Source organism: Streptomyces sp. NBC_01255, from assembly GCF_036226445.1.
Classification (GTDB): domain Bacteria; phylum Actinomycetota; class Actinomycetes; order Streptomycetales; family Streptomycetaceae; genus Streptomyces.
Map to the genome: position 1 here is coordinate 876,576 of NZ_CP108474.1, position 23,641 is coordinate 900,216.

Here is a 23,641-nt window from a genome sequence, read left to right on the forward strand (position 1 = left end):
CCCAGATCAGTGGGTCGTCGGAGAGGCGGAGGAAGGGCGCGCGGCGGCGAGCGTTACTTCGCGGCGGGCGTGTGCGACCGGCTCAGTCGGCTGCCGGGTCCAACTCGCCGTCGATGAGGGCGAAGAGGTCGTCGGCGGTCGCGGACGCGAGCCGGTCGGCGAGATCGTCCTCGTCCGCCGCCGCGCGGTCGCCGCCGGTCGGCGTGGCTCCGTGGGCGGCACCGGCCTGCTGCCCTTCTCCGGTGAGCCGGAGCAGGAGGCCCTGGAGCCGTGCCGCGACGGCCGTGCGGAACGCCTCGTCGTCGGCCATGTCCGGCAGCGCCGATTCCAGGTGGTCGAGGCCGGCCAGGGTCGAACGGATGCCGGCTTCCTCCCGTACGGCCGCGAGGTGGACGAGAAGGTGGCCGGTGAGCGCGTCGGGGGTCGGGTGGTCGAAGGCCAGCGTCGCGGGAAGCTCGGAACCGGTGGCCCGGCCGAGCCGGTTGCGCAGGTCGACGGCGATCAGCGAGTCGAAGCCGAGATCCTGGAAGGCCCGCTCGGGCTCGATGGCGTACGGGTCGAAGTGGCCCAGAACCGCGGCCACTTCACCCCTCACGAGATCGAGCAGCGCCACTCGTCGCGCCTCCGGCGGCATGGCCGCGAGGAGTTCGGCGAACGGCTCGGCGGCGGATTCGGCCGAGTCGCCGGGCTTGGCGGTCTCGACGGCGCGCCGCGCCGGGCCGGTCGGATGACCGCCCGCCGCCCCGGCCGGCTCCCCCTCCACTACCGGCGGGTCCACCGGAGCGAAATCCTCCAGCGGCACCTCCCGGTAGCCGAGCGACTCGACCGTGATCACGGGGCGGCCTGCCTCGTCCGTGAGCCGGACGGCGGCGGTCCGCTCCCCGGTCTCGGTGAGGAGGACATGGGCCGTGGTCGCTCCGGTGGCGTGCAGCCGCACGCCCCGCCACTCGGCCGGTACGAGTACGGAACCGGTCGGGACCGGGAAGGGGTGCGCGAGGACGGCGGCGTCGAGGAGCGCGGGATGCAGCCCGAACCGGACGACGTCCGGCAGGAGTTCCTCGGAGAGTCGCACCTCGGGAGCGCCCTGTGCGGCCGCCGACGGCCCCTCCCGGTCCTCCCGGTCCTCCCGGCCTTCCTCCTCGTCGCCGCCCTCGGCGAGCAGCCCTTCCGCGTACAGGGCCCAGGACGCTCCCGGACGGGCCAATCGCGCGTGGACGGCCAGGGAACGCCGGCCGGAGTCGTCCGGGGCCCCCACCCTCACCTGCGTCTCGACCGCGCCCTCGCGGGGCAGCACGAGCGGCGCCCGCAGGGACAGTTCGTCCAGGGCGGTCGCACCGGTGGCGTCACCCGCACGGATGGCCGTCTCCACGATCACGGAGGCGGAGAGGACGACCGTGTCCCGTACCGCGTGACCGGCCAGCCAGGGGTGGGTGAGGAGGGAGACCCGACCGTTGAACACCGTCTCGCCGGAGCCCGCCAGGGCGACGGGCGCGCCGAGGAACGGGTGCCCGTCCGGGTCCGCCCCGGAGTCGGCCGACCCGGAAGCGGACGCCCCTGACCTCGCGGGGCCGGACTCCAGCCAGTGGCGCCGGTGGCGGAAGGAGTACGTGGGCAGGTCGACGTGCGGACGGCTGCCACCGCCGCGTCCGTAGTAAGCCGGCCAGTCGACCGGAACGCCACGGGTGTGGAGCAGTCCCAGGGCGGCGAGCAGGGTCTCGGCCTCGGGTCGGGCCCGGCGGAGCGCCGGCACCGCCGTCATCGCCGGCATCGCCGTCATCGCCGCCTGAGCGCCCGCAGGCCGTACGCCGTCGGTCATCGCGGACAGGGCGCCGTCCGGGCCGAGTTCCAGCAGTGTGGTGACTCCGAGGTCGGACAGCGTCGCGACGGCGTCGCCGTACCGGACCGCGCCCCGCACCTGGTTCGTCCAGTACGCGGCGGTGCGCAGGTCGTCGCCGGTGGCGAGCCGGCCGGTCAGCGTCGACACGACCGGTATCTGCGGATCGCGGTACGTGAGCCCCTCCGCGACCTTCTGGAACGCGTCGAGCATGCCGTCCATGTGCGGAGAGTGAAACGCATGACTGACCGTCAACATTCGCGTTCGGCGCCCGAGTTCCTCAAGACGTCCGGCGATCTCGGCCACCGCCTCGGCGTCGCCGGAGATGACGACGGAAGCGGGGCCGTTGACGGCCGCAATCGCCACCCGGTGCTCGAACCCCGTGAGCATTCCGGCGACTTCGTCCTCGTCGGCGCGTACCGCGAGCATCGACCCGCCTCCGGGCAGGGCCTGCATCAGGCGGGCCCGGGATGCCACGAGGAGGCAAGCGTCCGCGAGGGACAGGACCCCGGCGGCGTGGGCGGCGGCGAGTTCCCCGATGGAATGCCCCGCGACATAGTCCGGGGTCACGCCCCAGGACTCCAACAGCCGGAAGAGCGCCACCTCGACAGCGAACAGGGCGGGCTGGGTGTAGCCGGTCAGGTCGAGTTCGTCACCGGTCGCGATCACGTCCCGCAGAGGACGCTCCAGATGGACGTCCAGCTCCGCCGCCACCGCGTCGAAAGCCCGCGCGAAGGCAGGGAACGACTCGTACAGCCCCTGCCCCATCCCGACCCGCTGCGCACCCTGCCCCGTGAAGACGAATCCGGTACGGACGGCCTCCCCGGCGGTGCCGCGTACGACGCCGGGTCCCTCGTCTCCGGCCGCCAGGGCTCGCAGCCCTGCGACGAGCGATTCCCGGTCGTCTCCGACGACCACGGCGCGGTGCTCGAACACCGACCGGCTCGTCGCCAACGACCAGCCGACGCGCTCCACTTCCGATGCCGCATCGGACTCGGCGAAGGCGGCAAGGCGTGCTGCCTGTGCCTCCAGCGCTTCACCGGTCTTCCCTGAGAGCAGCCACGGCACGGCCGGGAGCGAGGAGACCGGTGTGACGAGACCCTCGCCGTCGCCCACGGGCGCGGTCTGCGGGGCCTGTTCGATGATGACGTGCGCGTTGGTGCCGCTGATCCCGAAGGAGGAGACGGCGGCTCGGCGCGGGCGTCCGGCCTTCGGCCACTCCCGCTCCTCCCTGAGCAGCTCGACCGCTCCCGCCTCCCAATCCACATGCGGCGACGGTTCGTCCACGTGCAGGGTCCTCGGCAGCACACCATGCCGCATCGACTCGATCATCTTGATCACACCACCGACACCGGCAGCGGCCTGCGTGTGGCCGATGTTCGACTTCAACGAGCCTAGATAGACAGGCTGTTCCGTCGGTCGGTCCTGGCCGTAGGTCGCCAGCAGCGCCTGCGCCTCGATCGGGTCTCCCAACCGCGTTCCCGTGCCGTGGGCCTCCACCGCATCGACGTCGGAGGCGGACAGGCCCGCGTTCGCGAGCGCCTGTCGGATCACGCGCTCCTGCGCCGGGCCGTTCGGGGCGGTCAGGCCGTTCGACGCACCGTCCTGGTTCACGGCCGAACCACGCAGCACGGCCAGGACGCGATGCCCGTTGCGCTCGGCGTCCGACAACCGCTCCACCAGCAGCAGACCCACACCCTCGGCCCACCCCGTCCCGTCCGCCGAAGCCGCGAACGGCTTGCAGCGGCCGTCGGTCGAGAGACCGCGCTGCCGGGAGAACTCGACGAACGTGAGCGGCGAGGACATGACGGTGACACCGCCGGCGAGAGCAAGGTCGCACTCGCCGCGCCGCAGCGCGTGCGCCGCCGTGTGGAGCGCCACCAGCGACGACGAGCACGCCGTGTCGACGGTGATCGCGGGCCCTTCGAGGCCGAGCGCGTACGAGACCCGGCCGGAGGCCACACTGCCGGCGATGCCGGCAGCGAGGTAGCCCTCCAGGTCGTCCGGGACGTTCTGCGCGCCGACGCCGTAGTCGTGGTACATCACGCCCGCGAACACGCCGGTCCGGCTGCCGCGCAGGGTCGCGGGCACGATGCCTGCGCTCTCCACGGCCTCCCAGGCGGTCTCCAGGAGGAGGCGCTGCTGCGGGTCGGTGGCGAGCGCCTCGCGCGGGGACATCCCGAAGAACTCCGCGTCGAACCCGTCCGCCTCGTGAAGGAACCCGCCGTGCCGGACGTACGACGTACCGATCCGCTCCGGATCAGGGTCGTACAGACTCTCCAGATCCCAGCCACGATTCACCGGGAACTCGCTGATCGCGTCCGTCCCCTCCGCCACCAGCCGCCACAGATCCCCCGGCGACGACACCCCACCCGGATACCGGCAGGCCATCCCCACGATCGCGATCGGATCCTCGGCGGCGGTGACGTCACTCGGGGACGCACCCCGCTCGGCCACGGCCTTCACGGCCTTCGCCTGGTCGCCCACATCGGAGAACTCTCCGAGCAGGTGGGTGGCGAGGGCGGCGGGTGAGGGATGGTCGAAGACGAGCGTGGTCGGCAGCCGAAGCCCGGTGGCGGAGTTGAGACGGTTACGGAGCTCCACAGCCGTCAGGGAGTCGAAGCCCAGCTCCTGGAACGCCCGCTCCGCCTCCACCGCACCCGGATCCGTATGACCGAGCACGCCGGCGACCACACCCCGCACCAGCTCCAGAAGGACCCGCTCGCGCTCGGCACGCTCCAGTCCGGCCAGGCGGTCCGACAGAGCCGAGGATCCGTCCATGGAGGCGGAGCCGGCTGCGGCGGCCCGGCGCGGTGCCGGCGGCACCAGCCCTCGCAGCATCACCGACAGCAGCTCGCTCCCCTGCGCCCGCAGGGCAGCGGTGTCCATCCGCGTGACCGCGAGAACCGCGTCGGCCGCACCATCAGCCGTGGCCGAGTCGAAGAGCTCCATCGCGTCCTTCGACTCCAGCGGCAACAGACCCGAACGCGCCAAGCGCCGCAGATCCGCCTCCCCCAGATGCCCCGACAGCGCACTCGACTCGGCCCACAGCCCCCACGCCAACGACACACCCGGAAGCCCCGACGCCCGCCGGAACTCCATCAGCGCGTCCAGGAAGGTGTTGCCGGCCGCGTAGTTCGCCTGCCCCGCCGTCCCCAGAAGACCGGCCAGCGACGAATAGACCACGAACGCGTCCAGCCGCATGTCCTTCGTCAGCTCATGCAGATTCCACACGGCATCGACCTTCGGCCGCAGCACCGCATCCAACCGCTCCGGCGTCAACGCCTCCACCGTCGCGTCGTCCGACACACCCGCCGTATGCACCACCGCCGACAACGGGCGTTCAGCAGGAACCGCCGCGACCACCTCTGCCAACGCGGCACGATCCGCCACATCAACAGCCGCGAACACCACCTCGGCGCCCGCTGCCTCCAGCTCCTCGGCCAACTCCACAGCCCCGGGCGCCTCCACACCACGTCGACTCAGCAGCACCAGGCGACGAGCACCCCGCTCGTGGACGAGATGGCGGGCTACGACCGCACCGAGTGCACCCGTCGCACCGGTGATGAGGACCGTGCCCCGGGCCCAGTCCACGGGCTCCGCCGCCGGATCGACGTCGGCGCGGACGAGACGCGGCACGAGCACCCGGCCACCCCGCACGGCAGCCTGCTCCACACCCGACGCCACCACGGCAGGGACGTCCGTCTCCCCCTCCACATCCACCAGAACGACCCGCCCCGGATGCTCGGCCTGCACCGAACGCACCAGACCCCACACACCCGCGTGCACGAGATCCGACACGCCTTCGCCGTCGACACCCACCGCCCCCCGGGTCACGACCACCAACCGGGACTCGGCTCGCTGCTCGTCAGCCAGGAACTCCTGGACCTTCGCCAGCACCTCCCCCACGGCACCCCGAGCCGCCTCGGCCAGACCGCTCCCGGCCACCGCACCCGGAGCCAGCACCAGCGACACCGTCTCCGGCCCGCCGGCACCCTGCCGAGCGCCCGCCGGAACCGGCCGCCACTCCACCCGGAACAACCCGTCCCGCGCAGCACCCGCCGCACGCAACGCCTCCCGCGACAACGGCCGCAACACCAGCGCATCCACCGACCCCACCAACCCGCCCACGCCATCGGCGAGGGTCAGGGAGACCGAGTCCGGACCGGTCGTCGTCAGGCGGACCCGCAGGTCGGAAGCACCCGTGGCCTGGACGTTCACGCCGGACCAGGAGAACGGGAAGCCTTCCTGTCCGGTCTCGTCGGCGACGCCCGGAAGGAGGGAGTGGAGGGCCGCGTCGAGGAGCGCGGGATGCACCGCGAACAGACCCGCGTCCGCCAGCAGCCCCTCCCCCGAAGCGACCTCGGCGAACAGCTCCCCCTCGCCCTTCCACAACCGCCGCAACCCCTGGAACGCAGCCCCGTACCCGTAGCCGCGCTCCGCCAGCCGGTCGTACACACCGGCCAGATCCACCTCCCGCACACCCACCGGCGGCCACACCGCCAGACCACCTCCCGAGTCCGGCTCCACGACCCGAGGCACCACCGAGCCACTCGCGTGCAGCACCCACGAGCCCTCACCCTCAAGCCGTCCGAACACCTCCACCGAACGACGACTCGACGACTCCTCCACACCGCCCACCACAACCTGCAGCTGCACACCGCCCCGCTCAGGAACCACCAGGGGAGCGGCCAGCGTCAGCTCCTCCACCTGTCCCGCGCCGACCTGCTCCCCCGCCGCCAGTACGAGCTCCACGAAGGCGGTGCCGGGGAAGGGAACGCTGTCGAGTACGGCGTGATCGGCGAGCCACGGGTGCGTACGCCGCGAGACGCGGCTCGTGAACAGGGTCTCCTCGGCACCCGCCACCGCCACGGCGGCGCCCAGCAGCGGGTGACCGACCGACCCGAGACCGAGGGCCTCCGCGCCCGTCGCGACGGTGCCGGGCTCCAGCCAGTACCGGTCGGTCCGGAAGGCGTACGTGGGCAGGTCGACGCGCCGGGCACCGGTCCCCTCGTAGAACGCGTCCCAGTTCACCGGGACGCCCCGGACGTGCAGCCGGCCCAGCGCGGTGATCAGCGTCCGGTCCTCGGGCTGATCACGGCGCAGCACGGGGACGGCGGCCACCGCTTCGGAAGCCCCGTTCCCCTCGTCCGGGCCGTTTGCGGTCCGGTCGATCAGGCCGTCGGCCAGGGCCGTCAGCACGCCGTCCGGGCCCAGCTCGACGAAGGTGGTGACGCCCTGCTCGACGAGGGTGCCGACCGCGTCGGCGAAGCGCACGGCTCCCCGTACCTGGTCCGTCCAGTAGGAGGCGGTACGCAGATCGTCCCCGGCGGCGAGCCGTCCGGTCAGGGTGGAGACGACGGTGATCCGCGGCGCGTCGAAGGCGGGCCGGGACGCGGCCTCGCCGAACGCGTCGAGCATCCCGTCCATGTGCGGCGAGTGGAAGGCGTGGCTGACGGTGAGCTGCTTGGTCTTGCGTCCCTGCTGTTCCAGTTCCGCGGCGATCTCGGCCACCGCGTCGGCGTCCCCGGAGATCACGACCGACGTGGGACCGTTGAGGGCGGCGATGGCGGCCCGCTTCTCACGGCCCGCGAGCAGGGCGACGACCTCCTCCTCGCTCGCCTGTACGGCCGTCATCGCCCCACCGCCGGGCAACTCCTGCATCAGGCGTCCTCGCTCGGCGACCAGCGAGCAGGCGTCCGCGAGGGTCAGGACCCCGGCGGCGTGGGCGGCGGCGAGTTCGCCGATCGAATGACCGGCGACGAAGTCCGGGGTCACGCCCCAGGACTCCAACAGCCGGAAGAGCGCCACCTCGACAGCGAACAGCGCGGGCTGGGTGTAGCCGGTTAGGTCGAGTTCGTCACCGGTCGCGATCACCTCCCGCAGAGGACGCTCCAGATGGACGTCGAGCTCCGCCGCCACCGCGTCGAAAGCCCGGGCGAAAGCAGGGAACGACTCGTACAGTCCCTGCCCCATCCCGACCCGCTGCGCACCCTGGCCCGTGAAGAGGAACGCGGTCCTTCCGCTGCTCCGGGCGTCCCGCACGACGCCCGGAGCCGTCCTGTCGTCTGCCAACAGACGCACACCCGCCAGCAGTTGCTCCCTATCTTCGCCTGTCACCATCGCGCGGTGCTCGAGCGCGGATCGGCTCACGGCGAGGGAGAAGCCCACGTCGACCGCGCTCGACTCGCCCGGCTCTGCCGCGTCCAGCGTGGTGGCGAGGCGCGCTGCCTGCTGCCGCAGCGCGTCGGCGGTCTTTCCGGAGAGCAGCCACGGCACCACCTGGAGGGGAGGCGAGGAGGCCGATGCGACGGGATCCTCGCCGTCGCCCACCGGCGCGGTCTGCGGGGCCTGTTCGATGATGACGTGCGCGTTCGTGCCACCGAATCCGAAGGAGGAGACCGCTGCCCGGCGCGGGCGCCCGACCTCCGGCCACTCCCGCTCCTCCCTGAGCAGCTCGACCGCTCCCGCCTCCCAATCCACATGCGGAGACGGCTCGTCCACGTGCAACGTCCTCGGCAGCACACCATGCCGCATCGACTCGATCATCTTGATCACACCACCGACACCCGCGGCAGCCTGCGCATGACCGATGTTCGACTTCAACGACCCCAAATACAGAGGCCGTTCCCCCGGCCGCTCCTGCCCGTACGTCGCCAACAACGCCTGCGCCTCGATCGGATCACCCAACCGCGTTCCCGTACCGTGCGCCTCCACCGCATCCACATCCGACGCCGACAGACCCGCACTCGCCAACGCCTGCCGGATCACCCGCTCCTGCGCCGGACCATTCGGAGCCGTCAGACCATTCGACGCACCGTCCTGATTCACCGCCGAACCACGCAACACCGCCAGCACCCGATGCCCGTTCCGCTCCGCGTCCGACAACCGCTCCACCAACAGCAGACCCACACCCTCGGCCCACCCGGTCCCATCCGCCGAAGCACCGAACGCCTTGCACCGGCCGTCGGCCGCGAGACCGCGCAGCCGCGAGAACTCGACGAAGGCGACCGGGGTCGACATGACCGTCGCCCCGCCGGCGAGCGCGAGGTCGCACTCACCGCTGCGCAGCGCGTTCGCCGCCAGGTGCAGCGCCACCAGCGACGACGAACACGCCGTGTCCACCGTCACCGCCGGGCCCTCAAGGCCGTACGTGTACGACAGCCGGCCCGAGGCCACGCTGCCCGCGCTGCCGCTGAAGAGGTAACCCTCGAAGCCCTCGGGGGGCAGGTTGGGCCGGGATCCGTAGTCGTTGTACATGACACCGGTGAACACACCGGTACGGCTGCCGCGCAGCTCCTCCGGGTCGAGCCCCGCGTTCTCGAAGCTCTCCCACGCCGTCTGGAGCAGGAGCCGCTGCTGCGGGTCGGTGGCGAGCGCCTCGCGCGGGGACATCCCGAAGAAGTCCGCGTCGAACCGGTCCGCCTCGTGGAGGAAGCCCCCTTCGCGGCCGTACGACGTACCCGGCCGGTCGGGGTCGGGGTCGTAGAGGTCGTCGAGGTCCCAGCCGCGGTTGACCGGGAACTCGCTGATCGCGTCCCGCCCCTCCGCCACCAGCCGCCAGAGGTCCCCGGGCGACGACACGCCACCCGGATAGCGGCAGGCCATCCCCACGATCGCGATGGGCTCCTGCGCCTTGTCCTCGACCTCGCGCAGGCGCCTGCGCGCGTCCCGGGCGTCCGCGATCGCCCGCTTGAGGTAGTCGCGGAGTTTGTCCTCGCCCGCCATGGTGTTCTCAGCTCCCCGTGGTGTCGTGCTCGTCGACTGATCTGCTGTGCTGGTCATGCGTGTCACTCCAGGTCGTCGAAGAGCGCGAAGAGCTCCTCGTCGCTCGCGGACGTGAGGTCCTGGTCCTGGTCGTCGTCCTCGTTCGCGTCCCCGGCCTCGGCGTCGCGCGCCCCGGCCGCCGCGTCGGCGACGTCGAGGAGCTCCCGCAGCCCGGCGGTGATCCGCTCGTGCGCGGTGCCGTCCGTGGCCGCCGTCTCGATCGCCGTCCCGATCGCCGCCTTGAGCCGGGCCAGTTCCGTCAGGACGGGCTCCTCCGGCGGGACCTCGTCGTGGGCGAGGAGGTCGAGCAGGCGAGTGGCGAGGGCGGCGGGTGAAGGATGGTCGAAGACGAGGGTGGTGGGCAGCCGAAGCCCGGTGGCGGAGTTGAGACGGTTACGGAGCTCCACGGCCGTCAGCGAGTCGAAGCCCAGCTCCTGGAACGCCCGCTCCGCCTCCACCGCACCCCGGTCCGCATGCCCCAGCACCCCCGCGACCTGCTCGCGTACGAGATCGATCAGGGCCCGCTCCCGCTCCGCCCGGCCGAGAACGGCCAGCCGCTCGGACAGGGCCGAGGCGCCATCCATGGAGGTGGAGGTGGAGCCGGAGCCGGCAGCGGTCCTGCGCGGCGGCGAAGGCACCAGGCCCCGCAGCATGACCGGCGGCGTGTCCTGCCGCGCCCGGAGGGCGGCGGTGTCGAGGCGGGTGACCGCGAGGACGGCGTCGGCCGCACCCGCGGACGTGGCCGAGTCGAAGAGCTCCATCGCGTCCTTCGACTCCAGCGGCAACAGACCCGAACGCGCCAAGCGCCGAAGATCCGCCTCCCCGAGATGCCCCGACAGCGCACTCGACTCGGCCCACAGCCCCCACGCCAACGACACACCGGCCAGCCCGGACGCCCGCCTGTGCTGCATCAACGCGTCCAGGAAGGTGTTGCCGGCGGCGTAGTTCGCCTGCCCCGCCGTCCCCAGCAGGCCCGCCAGCGACGAATAGACCACGAACGTGTCGAGCGCCGGCTCCTGCGTCAGCTCGTGCAGGTTCCATACGGCATCGATCTTCGGCCGCAGCACCGCGTCCAGCCGCTCGGGCGTCAGCGCCTCCACCGTCGCGTCGTCCGACACACCCGCCGTGTGCACCACCGCCGTCAACGGACGCTCGGCAGGAACCGCCGCGACCACCTCCGCCAACGCGGCACGATCCGCCACATCGACAGCGGCGAACACCACCTCGGCACCTGCCGCCGCCAGCTCCTCGGCCAACTCGGCCGCCCCCGGAGCCTCCGCGCCGCGCCGGCTGACCAGTACCAGTCGCCGTGCTCCGAGCCGGGTCACCGTGTGACGTGCGGCGAGGCTGCCGAGCGTGCCGGTGGCGCCGGTGATCAGAACCGTGCCCCGAGACCAGTCCGCGGATTCCTCGGCAGGCGCCGCGACATCGGCGCGGACGAGACGCGGGACGAGTACCCGGCCACCCCGCACGGCGGCCTGCTCCTCACCCGACGCAAGGACCACAGCGACGTCGGCCTCGTCCTCCACATCCGCCAGGACGACCCGACCCGGATGCTCCGTCTGCACCGAACGCACCAGACCCCACACACCCGCGTGCACGAGATCCGACACGCCCTCCGCGGCCTCGACACCCACCGCGCCCCGGGTCACCACCACCAACCGGGACCCGGCCGCCGACTCGTCCGCCAGGAATTCCTGGACCCGCGCCAACACCTCCGCCACCGCGCCCCGAGCCGCCTCGGCCAGACCCTCCGGCCCCGCACCCCCGGGCGGCAGGACCAGCACCACCGGATCCGGCGCGTCGGCCCCCTCCCCTGCACCCACGGGAACCGTCCGCCACTCCACGCGGAGCAACCCGTCCCGCGCAGCACCCGCCGCACGCAACGCCTCCCGCGACAAGGGGCGCAACACCAGCGAGTCCACCGACCCCACCGACCCGCCCGCACCATCCGCAAGGGTGAGCGACACCACCAGGGAGTCCGGGTCGGGGCTGGTCAGGGCCAGCCGTACGCGGAGGACCGAGGATCCGGTGGCGTGGACGTCCACGCCGGACCAGGAGAAGGGCAGCCACGACGGGCCGTCCTCCGTGGCGACACCGGGGAGGAGGGAGTGGAGCGCCGCGTCGAGGAGCGCGGGATGGACGGCGAACAGGCCGGATTCCGCCCGGAGTTCCTCTCCCAGAGCCACCTCGGCGAACAGCTCCCCCTCGCTCTTCCACAACCGCCGCAACCCCTGGAACGCGGCGCCGTACTCGTACCCGCGCTCCGCCAACCGGCCGTACACACCGGCCAGATCCACCTCCGCCGCGCCCGCCGGCGGCCACACCGTCAGACCACCCGCGTCCGGCGCGTCCGGCGCCGCCGCCCGGGGCAGCACCGACCCTTGCGCGTGCACCGTCCACGAGTCCTCCGCGTCCGGCCGCCCGTACACCTCCACGGAACGGCGACCGGAGGTCTCCTCCGCACTCCCCACGACAACCTGCACCTGCACGCCACCCCGCTCGGGCACCACCAGAGGTGCCGAGAGCAGCAGTTCCTCGACGTGGCCCGCGCCCGCCTGTTCCCCCGCGGTGAGCGCGAGTTCCAACAGGCCCGTGCCGGGCACCAGCATCGAGCCCGCCACGGCGTGGTCCGCGAGCCACGGGTGCGTACGGGTGGAGAGGCGTCCCGTGAACACGTATCCGTCGCGGTCCGCCATGGCGACCTCCGCGCCGAGCAGCGGGTGGTCCGCAGCGGCCAGGCCGAGGGCCGTGGCGTCGCCCGATACCTCCGCACGGTCCTCCAGCCAGTACCGCCGGTGCCGGAAGGCGTACGTCGGGAGATCGACCCGCCGTGCGCCCGGGAACACCGCCGCCCAGTCGGGGCCGGCTCCGCGCAGCGCCCTGCGGGCCACGGCCGCGCCCACGGTGCGGGTCTCGCTCGCGCCCTTGCGCAGGGCGGTGGCGAACGATCCCGCCTCCTTCGCCAGGCAGTCCTCGACCAGGGCGACGAGGACGCCGTCGGGGCCGAGCTCCAGCCATTCGGTGACGCCCTCGCCCTCCAGGTACCGCACGCCGTCGGCGAAGCGCACGGCCTCGCGGATGTGGCGTGCCCAGTAGGCGGGCGAGGTGAGCTGGTCGACGGTGGCCAGGGTTCCGGTGACGTTGGAGACGACCGGGATCCCCGGGGCTCGGAAGGTGAGCCCGGAGACCGCGGCGACGAACTCGTCGACGATGTCGTCCATGTGCGGCGAGTGGAAGGCGTGGCTGACCGGCAGTCGCTTCGTCCGCCTGCCCTGCTCGCGCCAGTGCGCGACCAGCCGCTCGACCGCCTCCTCGTCGCCGGAGACGACGGTGGCGTTCGGGCCGTTGACTCCGGCGACGGCCACGGCGACAGGGACATCGGCATCCGCATCGGCATCGGCATCGAGGGCCGCGATCGCCTCGCGCACCTCGTCCTCGCCCGCCTGGACGGCGGCCATCGCGCCGTCCGCCCGGGCCGACTGCATCAGGCGGCCCCGGTGGGCGACCAGGACGCACGCGTCCGCCAGGTCGAGGACCCCGGCCAGATGGGCCGCGGTCACCTCGCCGATGGAATGGCCGATGAGGTAGTCGGGGACGAGGCCATGGGCCTCGAACAGCCGGAACAGAGCGGTTTCGAAGGCGAACAGCGCCGCCTGGGTGAACACCGTCCGGTCGATGAGCGCCGCGTTCTCCGACCCCTCGGGCGCGAAGAGAACATCCTTGAGGGGACGGGGCAGTTGCCGGTCGAGGTGGGCACAGATCTCGTCGAACGAGGCGGCGAACACCGGTGACCGGCCGTAGAGTTCACGCCCCATTCCCTGACGCTGGGATCCCTGCCCCGTGAGCAGGACAGCGGTCCGTCCCGTGGCGGTCACCCCTCCCCGGACGACGGCCGGCGACTCCTCGCCGCGTGCCAAGGCGGCGAGGGCGTCGAGGAGTTCGTCCCGGTCGGCGCCGACGACGGCGGTCCGGTGGTCGAGCAGCGCTCGCGTCGTGGCCAGCGAGAGGCCGATGTCGGCGGCGCTCGCCTCCGGGTGCTCGATCGCGTACGTACGCAGGCGCTCGGCCTGATCGCGTACGGCACGCTCGTCGCGTCCCGACAGGATCCACGGAAGGGCCGCGCCCAACCCCGCGGGGGCGGTGGGGGCATCCGACGCCCCGTGCTCCACGGTACGGGCCGCCGCGTCCGGTGCCTGCTCGATGATGACGTGCGCGTTGGTGCCGCTGATCCCGAAGGAGGAGACGGCGGCTCGGCGCGGGCGCCCGACCTCCGGCCACTCCCGCTCCTCCCTGAGCAGCTCGACCGCTCCCGCCTCCCAATCCACATGCGGCGACGGCTCGTCCACGTGCAACGTCCTCGGCAGCACACCATGCCGCATCGACTCGATCATCTTGATCACACCACCGACACCGGCGGCGGCCTGCGCATGACCGATGTTCGACTTCAACGACCCCAAATACAGAGGCCGTTCCTCCGGCCGCTCCTGCCCGTACGTCGCCAGCAACGCCTGCGCCTCGATCGGATCACCCAACCGCGTACCCGTACCGTGCGCCTCCACCGCATCCACATCCGACGCCGACAGACCCGCACTCGCCAACGCCTGCCGGATCACCCGCTCCTGCGCCGGACCGTTCGGAGCCGTCAGACCATTCGACGCACCGTCCTGATTCACCGCCGAACCACGCAACACCGCCAGCACCCGATGCCCGTTCCGCTCCGCGTCCGACAGCCGCTCCACCAACAGCAGACCCACACCCTCGGCCCACCCGGTCCCGTCCGCCGAAGCACCGAAGGAGCGGCAGCGGCCGTCTTCGGAGAGCCCCCGCTGCCGTGAGAACTCGACGAACACGTGCGGTCCCGCCATGACGGTCACGCCGCCGGCGAGCGCGAGGTCGCACTCACCGCTGCGCAGCGCGTTCGCCGCCAGGTGCAGCGCCACCAGCGACGACGAACACGCCGTGTCCACCGTCACCGCCGGGCCCTCAAGGCCGTACGTGTACGACAGCCGGCCGGAGACCACGCTGGACAGGGTTCCCGCGAGGACGAAGCCCTCGAACTCCGCCGGGGTGGCGGCGAGGCGCGACGCGTAGTCGTCGTACATCGCCCCGGTGTAGACCCCGGTGTTGGTGCCGCGCAGGGTCGCCGGGTCGATGCCGGCGCTCTCGAAGCTCTCCCAGGCGGTCTCCAGGAGGAGGCGCTGCTGCGGATCGGTCGCGGTCGCCTCACGCGGGGACATCCCGAAGAACTCCGCGTCGAACCCGTCCGCCTCATGGAGGAACCCGCCGTGCCGGACGTACGACGTACCGATCCGCTCCGGATCAGGGTCGTACAGACTCTCCAGATCCCAGCCACGATTCACCGGGAACTCGCTGATCGCGTCCGTCCCCTCCGCCACCAGCCGCCACAGATCCCCCGGCGACGACACGCCACCCGGATAGCGGCAGGCCATCCCCACGATCGCGATCGGATCCTCGGCGGTGGCGGTTCGTACGGAGGAGGCGCCGCCCGACGCTTCCGCCGACGACATCGCCGTCCCCCCGGGCACCTGCGCGAGAAGGTGTTTCGCGAGCGCGGCCGGCGAGGGGTGGTCGAAGACGGCGGTGGCGGGGAGCCGCAGGCCGGTGGCGGCGTTGAGCCGGTTACGGAGTTCCACCCCGGCCAGGGAGTCGAAGCCGAGGTCCTTGAAGGAGCGTTCCGCCCCGACGGCGGCGGAGTCCGTGTGTCCGAGGACGTCCGCGACGACCGCCGTCACGAGCGCCACCGCGGTGCCGCGCCGCTCCTCCGGGGACTGCGCGGCGAGCCGGCCCGCCCAGGTGCCGGACGTACCGGAGGTCTCCGCCGCCTCGCCACCGGCGGCCCGCGCGGTGCGGCGCGGACGGCCGCGGACGAGCCCGCGCCACAGCGCCGGGGGCTGTCCGTCCGTACCCCGGTGGGCGGTGGGCCGCAGCCCGGCGGGTACGAGCAGGGCATCGTCCCGGGAGACCGCGGCGTCGAAGAGCGCGAGGCCCAGCTCCGGGGTGAGCGGGGTGACCCCGGCACGGCTCCAGCGTGCGAGGTCGCCGGCCCCGAGCGTGCCGCCCATGCCGTGCGTACCGTCCCAGAGGCCCCAGGCGAGCGACGTGGCGCGCAGGCCCGCGGCGGCGCGGTGGGCGGCGAGTGCGTCGAGGCCCGTGTTGGCCGCCGCGTAGTTGGCCTGGCCGGCGGTGCCGACGATGCCGGAGACGGAGGAGAAGAGCACGAAGGCGTCGAGCCGCAGGCCCTTCGTCAGCTCGTGCAGGTTCCACGCGGCATCGACCTTCGGGCGCAGTACCCCTGCCAGCCGTTCCGGCGCGAGTGCCTCCACCGTCGCGTCGTCCACGACGCCCGCCGTGTGGACCACGGCCGTCAGCGGATGCTCCGCGGGCACGGCGGCGATCACCCGCGCCAGGCTCGCGCGGTCCGCCACGTCGGCGGCGGCGAACGCCACCTCCGCGCCGAGCCCGGTGAGGTCCGCGCCCAGGTCGGCCGCTCCCGGAGCGTCGGCGCCGCGACGGCTCACCAGCACCAGGCGCCGCACCCCGTGACGCGCCACGAGATGGCGTGCGACGAGGGCGCCGAGTCCTCCCGTGCCGCCGGTGACGAGGACGGTGCCCTCGGGTCCGAAGCCGGGTCCGAAGCCTCCGCCGGTGTCGTCTCCGGAGGGAGCGACGGCGCGGGCCAGCCTCGGCGCGAGCAGTCGGCCGTCCCGTACCGCGAGCTGCGGCTCGTCCCCGGCCGCCGCCGCGCGCATCAGGTCCTCGGCTCCCTCGCCCTCGCCCTCGCCCAGGTCGAGGAGGAGCAGACGCCCTGGGTGCTCGGCCTGGGCGGAACGGATGAGGCCCCACAGGGGGGCGGTGGCGAGGGACGTGACGTCCTCGCCGGGGCGGGTGGCGACCGCGCCGCGGGTGACGCACAGCAGCCGCGAACCGTCGAAGCGGGGCTCGGCGAGGAACTCCTGGACGATGCCGAGGGCGCGCCTGACGGCGGTGTGCGCGGCCGCCGCCGGCTCCTCCCCGTCGAGTGCCCAGCGGTCTGCCCGGACGACGACGTCCCCCGCACCGGCCTCGGCGGCCTCGGCCAGGCCGTCCAGGTCCTCGACTTGCGCCCCGGCCTGCCCGACGGGCTCCGGAGTGGCGGTCTGCGTCCACGCGACGGTGTAGAGGGCGTCGGCGACGCTCGTGCCGGCGGTGACGAGCCTGTCCTTCGCCACCGCGCGCAGGGTCAGCGAGTCCACGGTGGCCACGGGCGCACCGGTGGTGTCGGTGAGGCGGAGCGCGACCGTGTCCGGGCCGGTGGGCGAGATCCGTACCCGGAGCGCGGTGGCGCCTTCGGCGTGCAGGGTCACCCCGGCCCACGCGAACGGCAGCCGGATCCGGCCGGAGGGATCGGCGTCGGCGCGACCGCCGTCGTCAACGGCCGCGCCGTCGAGCACGATCGGGTGGAGCGCCGCGTCGAGCAGCGCCGGGTGGACGCCGAAGAGTCCCGCGCTCGCGTGCCGTGCCGCGGGCAGCCGGATCTCGGCGAGCGTGTCGGCGCCGTCGTGCCACAGCCCCGTCAGGCCCTGGAAGGCGGGGCCGTATCCGTAGCCGAGTTCGGCGAGACGGTCGTAGACGCCGTCGAGGGACGTGGCGGTCGCCGACGAGGGCGGCCAGGGCTCGGATGCCTCCGGGGCGGTGAGGTGGTGGTCCGCCTCCGTGGCCGGATCCCCTTCGTCGAGTACGCCGGAGACGTGACGGGTCCACTCCCGGGGCGCGTCGTGGGTGGTGTCCGGTCCGCCGGAGTCGGGGCTGCTGTGCACGGTGAACGTGCGCCCGGCCGGGGACACGACGCCGCTCACCCCGACCTGGACGCGGACGGCACCCCGCTCGGGCAGGACGAGGGGCGCTTCGAGGGTGAGCTCCTCGACCCTGGCCGCGCCGACGTGGTCGCCCGCGGCGAGGGCGAGTTCCAGGAAGGCGGTGGCGGGGAGCAGGACGGCGCCGTTGACCACGTGGTCGGCCAGCCAGGGCTGGTCGGCCAGGGAGAGACGGCCGGTCAGCAGGACACCGTCGCCGCCCGCGACGTCGACCGTGGTCGTCAGCAGCGGGTGCCGCGCCGGGTCGAAGCCGAGGGCGCGGGCGTCCGTACGGGGCTCGGGCGTCAGCCAGTAGTGCTCGCGGCGGAAGGTATACGTGGGCAGGTCCGTGCGGCGCCCGTCCGGGAAGAACGACGCCCGGTCCAGGGGTGCGCCGTGGACGTGGGCGGTCGCGACCCCGGCGGCGAGGGTCTCGGCCTCGGGGCGGCCCGCGCGCAGGAGCGCGACGGCGGTGACGTCCGGAGCGTCCGGAGCGTCCGTGGGGTCTCCGGGCCGTGCGAGGGCGTCCTCGGCAAGTGCCGTGAGGACGGCGTCGGGGCCGACCTCGACGAGGACGGTCGCGTCCTGGGCGGCCAGGGTGCGGACGGCGTCCAGGAAGCGCACCGGGCGCCGGATCTGGTCGGTCCAGTACGCGGGCGAGGTGAGCTCGCCAGGGGTGACGAGCTCGCCGGTGACCGTGGAGACGAGGGGGATCCGCGGTTCCTCGAAGGTCAGGCCCTCGGCGACCTGGAGGAACTCGTCGAGGACGTCGTCCATGTGCGGGGAGTGGAAGGCGTGGCTGACGCGCAGCCGGCGGGTGCGCCGGCCGCGCCGGGCCCACGCGGCGCGGAGTTCCTCGGCGGCGTCGGCGTCGCCGGAGACGACCACGGCGGTGGGACCGTTGACGGCGGCGACGGCGATCCTGCCCTCGTACCCCTTCAGGGACTCGACGACCTCGGCCTCGTCCGCCTGGACGGCGATCATCGCGCCGCCCGCGCGGGCCGCCTGCATGAGCCGGCCGCGGGCGGTGACGAGGTGTGCGGCGTCGTCGAGGGAGAGGACGCCGGCGACGTGGGCCGCGGCGATCTCGCCGACGGAGTGGCCGGTGAGCAGGTCGGGGACGAGGCCGTGGTGTTCGAGGAGGCGGAACAGCGCCACCTCGAAGGCGAAGAGGGCGGGCTGGGTGTACGCGGTGAGGTCCAGGTCCTCCCCGGTCGCGACGATCTCCCGCAGCGGCCGGTCGAGGTGCCGGTCGAGGGCCGCGTACACGGTGTCGAGCGCGGCGGCGAACACGGGGTGCGCGGCGCGCAGTTCCTCGCCCATGGCGGCGCGCTGGGCTCCCTGGCCGGTGAAGAGGAAGGCCGTGCGTCCGGTCCTGCCGGCGCCGCCGGTGACCAGGCCGGTGGCCTGCTCGCCGCGGCCGAGGGCGGCGAGACCGGCGAGCAGCTCGCCCCGGGTGGCGGCGGTGAGGGCGGCCCTGTGCTCGAAGGACGTACGGGAGGCGAGTGAGCGCCCGAGGTCGGCGACGGTGACGTCGTCCCGGCCGTCGAGGAAGGCGCGGAGGCGGTCGGCCTGGGCGCGCAGGGCGGCGGCGTCGCGGGCGGAGACCACGAGGGGGGCGGGTGCGGGGACACGGCTGTCTCCCCGGTCCGGCTCCGGCTTCTCCGGCTTCTCCGGGGCCTGTTCGACCACGACATGCGCGTTCGTGCCGCTGATGCCGAAGGAGGAGATCGCCGCGCGGCGCGGGCGGCCCGTCACCGGCCACTCCCGTTCCTCGGTGAGGAGTTCCACGTCGCCGGAGTCCCAGTCGACGTGGGTGGTGGGCCGGTCCACGTGGAGCGTCCTGGGCAGGACGCCGTGGTGCATGGCGAGGACCATCTTGATGAGCCCGCCCACGCCCGCGGCGGCCTGCGTGTGGCCGATGTTCGACTTCAGCGAGCCGAGCTGGAGCGGGGCGCCCTCGCCGCGGTCCTGGCCGTACGTGCCGAGGATCGCCTCGGCCTCGATGGGGTCGCCGAGCCTCGTGCCCGTACCGTGCGCCTCGACGGCGTCGACCTCGTCGGGGGTGAGCCCGGCGTCGGCCAGGGCCTGCCGGATGACGCGCTGCTGGGACGGGCCGTTGGGGGCGGTGAGCCCGTTGGAGGCGCCGTCCTGGTTGACGGCGCTGCCTCGGATGACGGCGAGTACGGGGTGGCCGTTGCGCTCGGCGTCCGAGAGGCGCTCGACGACGAGGAGGCCGACGCCCTCGGCCCAGGAGGTGCCGTCGGCGGAGTCGGCGAACGCCTTGGAGCGGCCGTCGGCGGCGAGGCCGCGCTGCCGCGAGAACTCGACGAACATGCCCGGTGTCGACATGACGGTCGCTCCGCCGGCGAGGGCGAGCGTCGACTCGCCCTGCCGCAGCGACCGGACGGCCAGGTGCAGCGCGACCAGGGAGGACGAGCAGGCGGTGTCGACGGTGACGGCAGGACCGGTGAGACCGAGCTGGTAGGCGATGCGCCCCGACATCACGCTGGGCGTGGTGCCGGTCAGGAGGTGGCCCTCCACACCCTCGGCTCCGTCGTGCATGCGCGGGCCGTAGTCCAGGGCGGTGGCGCCGACGAAGACGGCGGTCCGGCTGCCCCTGAGGTCCTCGGGGTCGAGCCCCGCGCGTTCCACGGCCTCCCACGCCGACTCCAGGAGGAGCCGCTGCTGCGGGTCCATGGCGAGGGCCTCGCGGGGTGAGATCCCGAAGAACCCGGCGTCGAACAGGGCGGCGTCGTGCAGGAATCCGCCCTCGCGGACCGAGCTCTTGCCGCTTCGGTCGGGATCTGCGTCGAACAGGTCCTCGTCCCAGCCCCGGTCGGCGGGCAGCCCGGAGACGGCGTCACGCCCCTCGGAGACGAGCCGCCACAGGTCCTCGGGCGAGCGGACGCCGCCGGGGTAGCGGCAGGCCATGCCGATGATCGCGATGGGCTCGGCGGTGGTGTCCGCCGGTGTCGCGGGTGGTATCCCGTCAGCCGCTCCGGTTCCGTCGGCCTCTCCGGTCCCGCCCGTGAGCAGGTCGCCCAGGTGTGCGGCGAGGGCGCGCGGCGTCGGGTGGTCGAAGAGGAGTCCGCTGGGCAGACTCAGGCCCGTGTCGTCGGCGAGCGCGTCCCGCAGCTCGACCGACATGAGGGAGTCGAAGCCCAGTTCCTTGAAGGTGAGGCCGAGTTCGACCCGGTTCGGGTCGGCGTACTCGAGGACGGCGGCGACGTGCGCGCGCACACGCTCGGTCGTCTCGTGGCGGGCGGGACGGTCGTCAGCGCCCGCGCTCTTCCCGCCCGCGCTCTTCCCGGAGGTGCCGGTACCTGTGCCCGTCCCTGCGAGCGGCGCCGCCGTCCGCGCGGCGCCGTCGAACCAGTGGCGTTCGCGCTGGAAGGCGTACGTCGGCAGGGGCACCCTGGCCGCGCCGCCGCTCCCGTGGACGGCGGCCCAGTCGACGTCGTGGCCCCGGGCGAAGACGGCGGCGAGCGCGGCGAGCAGCGCCGGGGGCTCCGGGCGGTCCTTGCGCAGGGCGGAGACCGTCGCGGCGGCCTCCGGGTCGCGTAACGAGTCCGCCGCCATCGCGGAACAGACCCCGTCGGGACCGAGTTCCAGGAACGTGTCGGCGCCCGACTCCTCCAGGGCGCGTACGGCGTCGAGGAAGCGTACGGGCCTGCGGACCTGGTCCACCCAGTACGCGGGATCGCTCCACTGGCCCGCTGTGACGGGCAGGCCCGTCACCGTGGACACCACGTCGACGCGGGGCTCCCGGAAGTCCAGCTCCCCGACGATCCGGCGGAAGTCGTCGAGCATCGGCTCCATGAGGGGCGAGTGGAAGGCGTGCGAGACGCTGAGGCGCTTCGTCCGTCGGCCTTGTTCGCGCAGGTGGGCGACGGCATCGAGGACGGCACGTTCGTCACCGGCGAGGACGACGGCGCGCGGGCCGTTCACGGCCGCGAGGGAGAGTTCCCGCTCGTGTCCCGCGAGGAGCGGCAGCACTTCCTCCTCGCTCGCCTCGACCGCGACCATCGCACCGCCCTCCGGCAGCGCCTGCATGAGCCGGCCGCGCGCGGCGACGAGGCGTGCGGCGTCGCGCAGCGAGAGGACCCCGGCCACATGGGCGGCGCTGATCTCGCCGACCGAGTGACCGGCGAGCACACCGGGCCTGACGCCCCAGGACTCGACGAGACGGTGGAGGGCGACCTCCACGGCGAAGAGCGCGGGCTGCGTGTGGACGGTCCGGTCGAGGGTGTCGCCCGCCGCGACGAGCTCGGCGAGGGGCCGGTCGAGGAGGGGGTCGAGTTCGGCGGCGACGGCGTCGAAGGCCGCGGCGAAGGCCGGGTAGGCGGCGTACAACTCGACGCCCATGCCCGTACGTTGGGCGCCCTGGCCGCTGAAGAGGACGGCGAGGCGTCCGGGGGCGGGGGCGCCCGTGACGACACCCGGTGCGGGCGTCCCGGCGGCGAGGGCGCGGAGGCCGTCGAGGAGACGGGCGCGGTCCTGGGCGAGGACGACCGCGCGGTGTCCGAAGACCGTGCGGGTGGTGACCAGGGCCCGTCCGAGGTCGGCGGGCGCGAGCTCCGGGTCCGCGTCGACGGTCTCGTGCAGGAGCCGTGCCTGGGCGCGCAGGGCCTCGCGCCCGCGGCCGCTGACGACGAAGGGCAGCGTGGCCCCGTCGCCGGCGGGGGCCCCGTCGGCGGCGGGGGCCCCGTCGGCGGCGGGGGCCCCGTCGGCGGCGGGGGCCCTGCCCCCGGGGCCGGGCCGCTCGCGGTCCGGGACGGGCCCTTCGCTGAGGACCACGTGGGCGTTGGTGCCGCCCATGCCGAACGAGCTGACACCGGCGACGAGTTCACGGTCCGGGTGCGGCCACTCCCGCAGTCCGGTGGCCACGTCGAGACCGAGGGTGTCGAGCGGGATGCCCGGGTGGGGCGTACGGAAGTTGAGGCTGGCCGGGATCCGGCGCCGGCCGAGCGCGAGGAGCGTCTTGATGAGGCCGACGATGCCCGCGGCGCCCTCCAGGTGGCCGACGTTCGTCTTGGCCGAGCCGACGAGGAGGGGTTCGCCCGCCGGGCGGGCGGTCCCCGCCGCACCGAGCACCGCGCCGAGCGCGGCGGCCTCGATGGGGTCGCCGACGGGGGTACCGGTGCCGTGCAGTTCCACGTACTGGACGGTGGACGGGTCCAGATCCGCCTTGCGGTACGCCTCGCGCAGCACCTTCTCCTGGGCGGTCCTGCTGGGCACGGTCAGCCCCGGGGTGGCGCCGTCGTTGTTGACGGCGCTGGCGCGGATGACGCCGTGGACGCGGTCGCCGTCGGCGAGGGCACGGGCGAGGGGCTTGAGGACGACGACTCCGCCGCCCTCGCCCCGGACGAAGCCGTTGGCGCGCGCGTCGAAGGTGTAGGCGGTGCCGTCCGGGGAGAGTCCGCCGAAGCGCTCCTCGGTCACGGCGCTCTCCGCGAGGATGTTGAGGTTCACGCCGGCGACGAGCGCCGTCGTGGACTCCCCCGCGCGCAGGGACTCGCAGGCCAGGTGCACGGCGACGAGCGAGGACGACTGCGCGGTGTCGACGGTGAGGCTCGGACCCTGCAGGCCGAGGTGGTACGAGACGCGGTTGGCGATGACGCCCCGGTTCACGCCCGCCATGGTGTGCTGGGTGATGGCCTGTTCGCCGTACTGGTAGAGGAGGTTCGCGTAGTCGTCGCGGAGGGTGCCGACGAAGACGGCGGTCCGGCTGCCGGCGAGGGTGCCGGGGACGATTCCGGCGTCCTCCAGTGCCTCCCAGGCGAGTTCGAGGACCAGGCGCTGCTGCGGGTCCATGGCGGCGGCCTCGCGGGGCGAGATCCCGAAGAAGGCCGCGTCGAAGAGGTCGAGGGAGTCCAGGAACCCGCCCCGGCGCACACCGCGCTCCGACGGGTCCGCCGCCGGCCCGGCGGCGTCCGCTCCGCCGAGTACCGACTCCCACCGGCCGGCGGGTACGTCGGTGACGGCGCTCTCCCCGTTCCGCAGGAGCTCCCAGAAGGCAGCCGGGTTCGAGGCCTTCGGCAGACGGCAGGACATGCCGACAACAGCGATGGCCTCGTTCGCGGGAATCCCGTCGTTCGTCGTCACGCCTGGCTGCCTCTTCGTCACTGAATCCCCCAACGGACTTACCCGACCACTTCTGCATTTCCGCCTACGCCAACGA

General features: G+C 73.5%; 2 protein-coding genes. Both read right to left on the minus strand.

Annotated features, from left to right (window positions below):
• Nucleotides 1-82: 82 nt before the first annotated feature.
• Complete coding sequence (locus OG357_RS03655) at nt 83-9,619, minus strand: type I polyketide synthase (RefSeq protein ID WP_329619727.1); 9,537 nt, start codon at nt 9,617-9,619, stop codon at nt 83-85.
• Between the two features lie 5 nt (nt 9,620-9,624).
• Nucleotides 9,625-23,565 (minus strand): type I polyketide synthase, encoded by a 13,941-nt coding sequence (locus OG357_RS03660; protein WP_329619728.1) that lies wholly within the window; start codon nt 23,563-23,565, stop codon nt 9,625-9,627.
• Nucleotides 23,566-23,641: the final 76 nt, after the last annotated feature.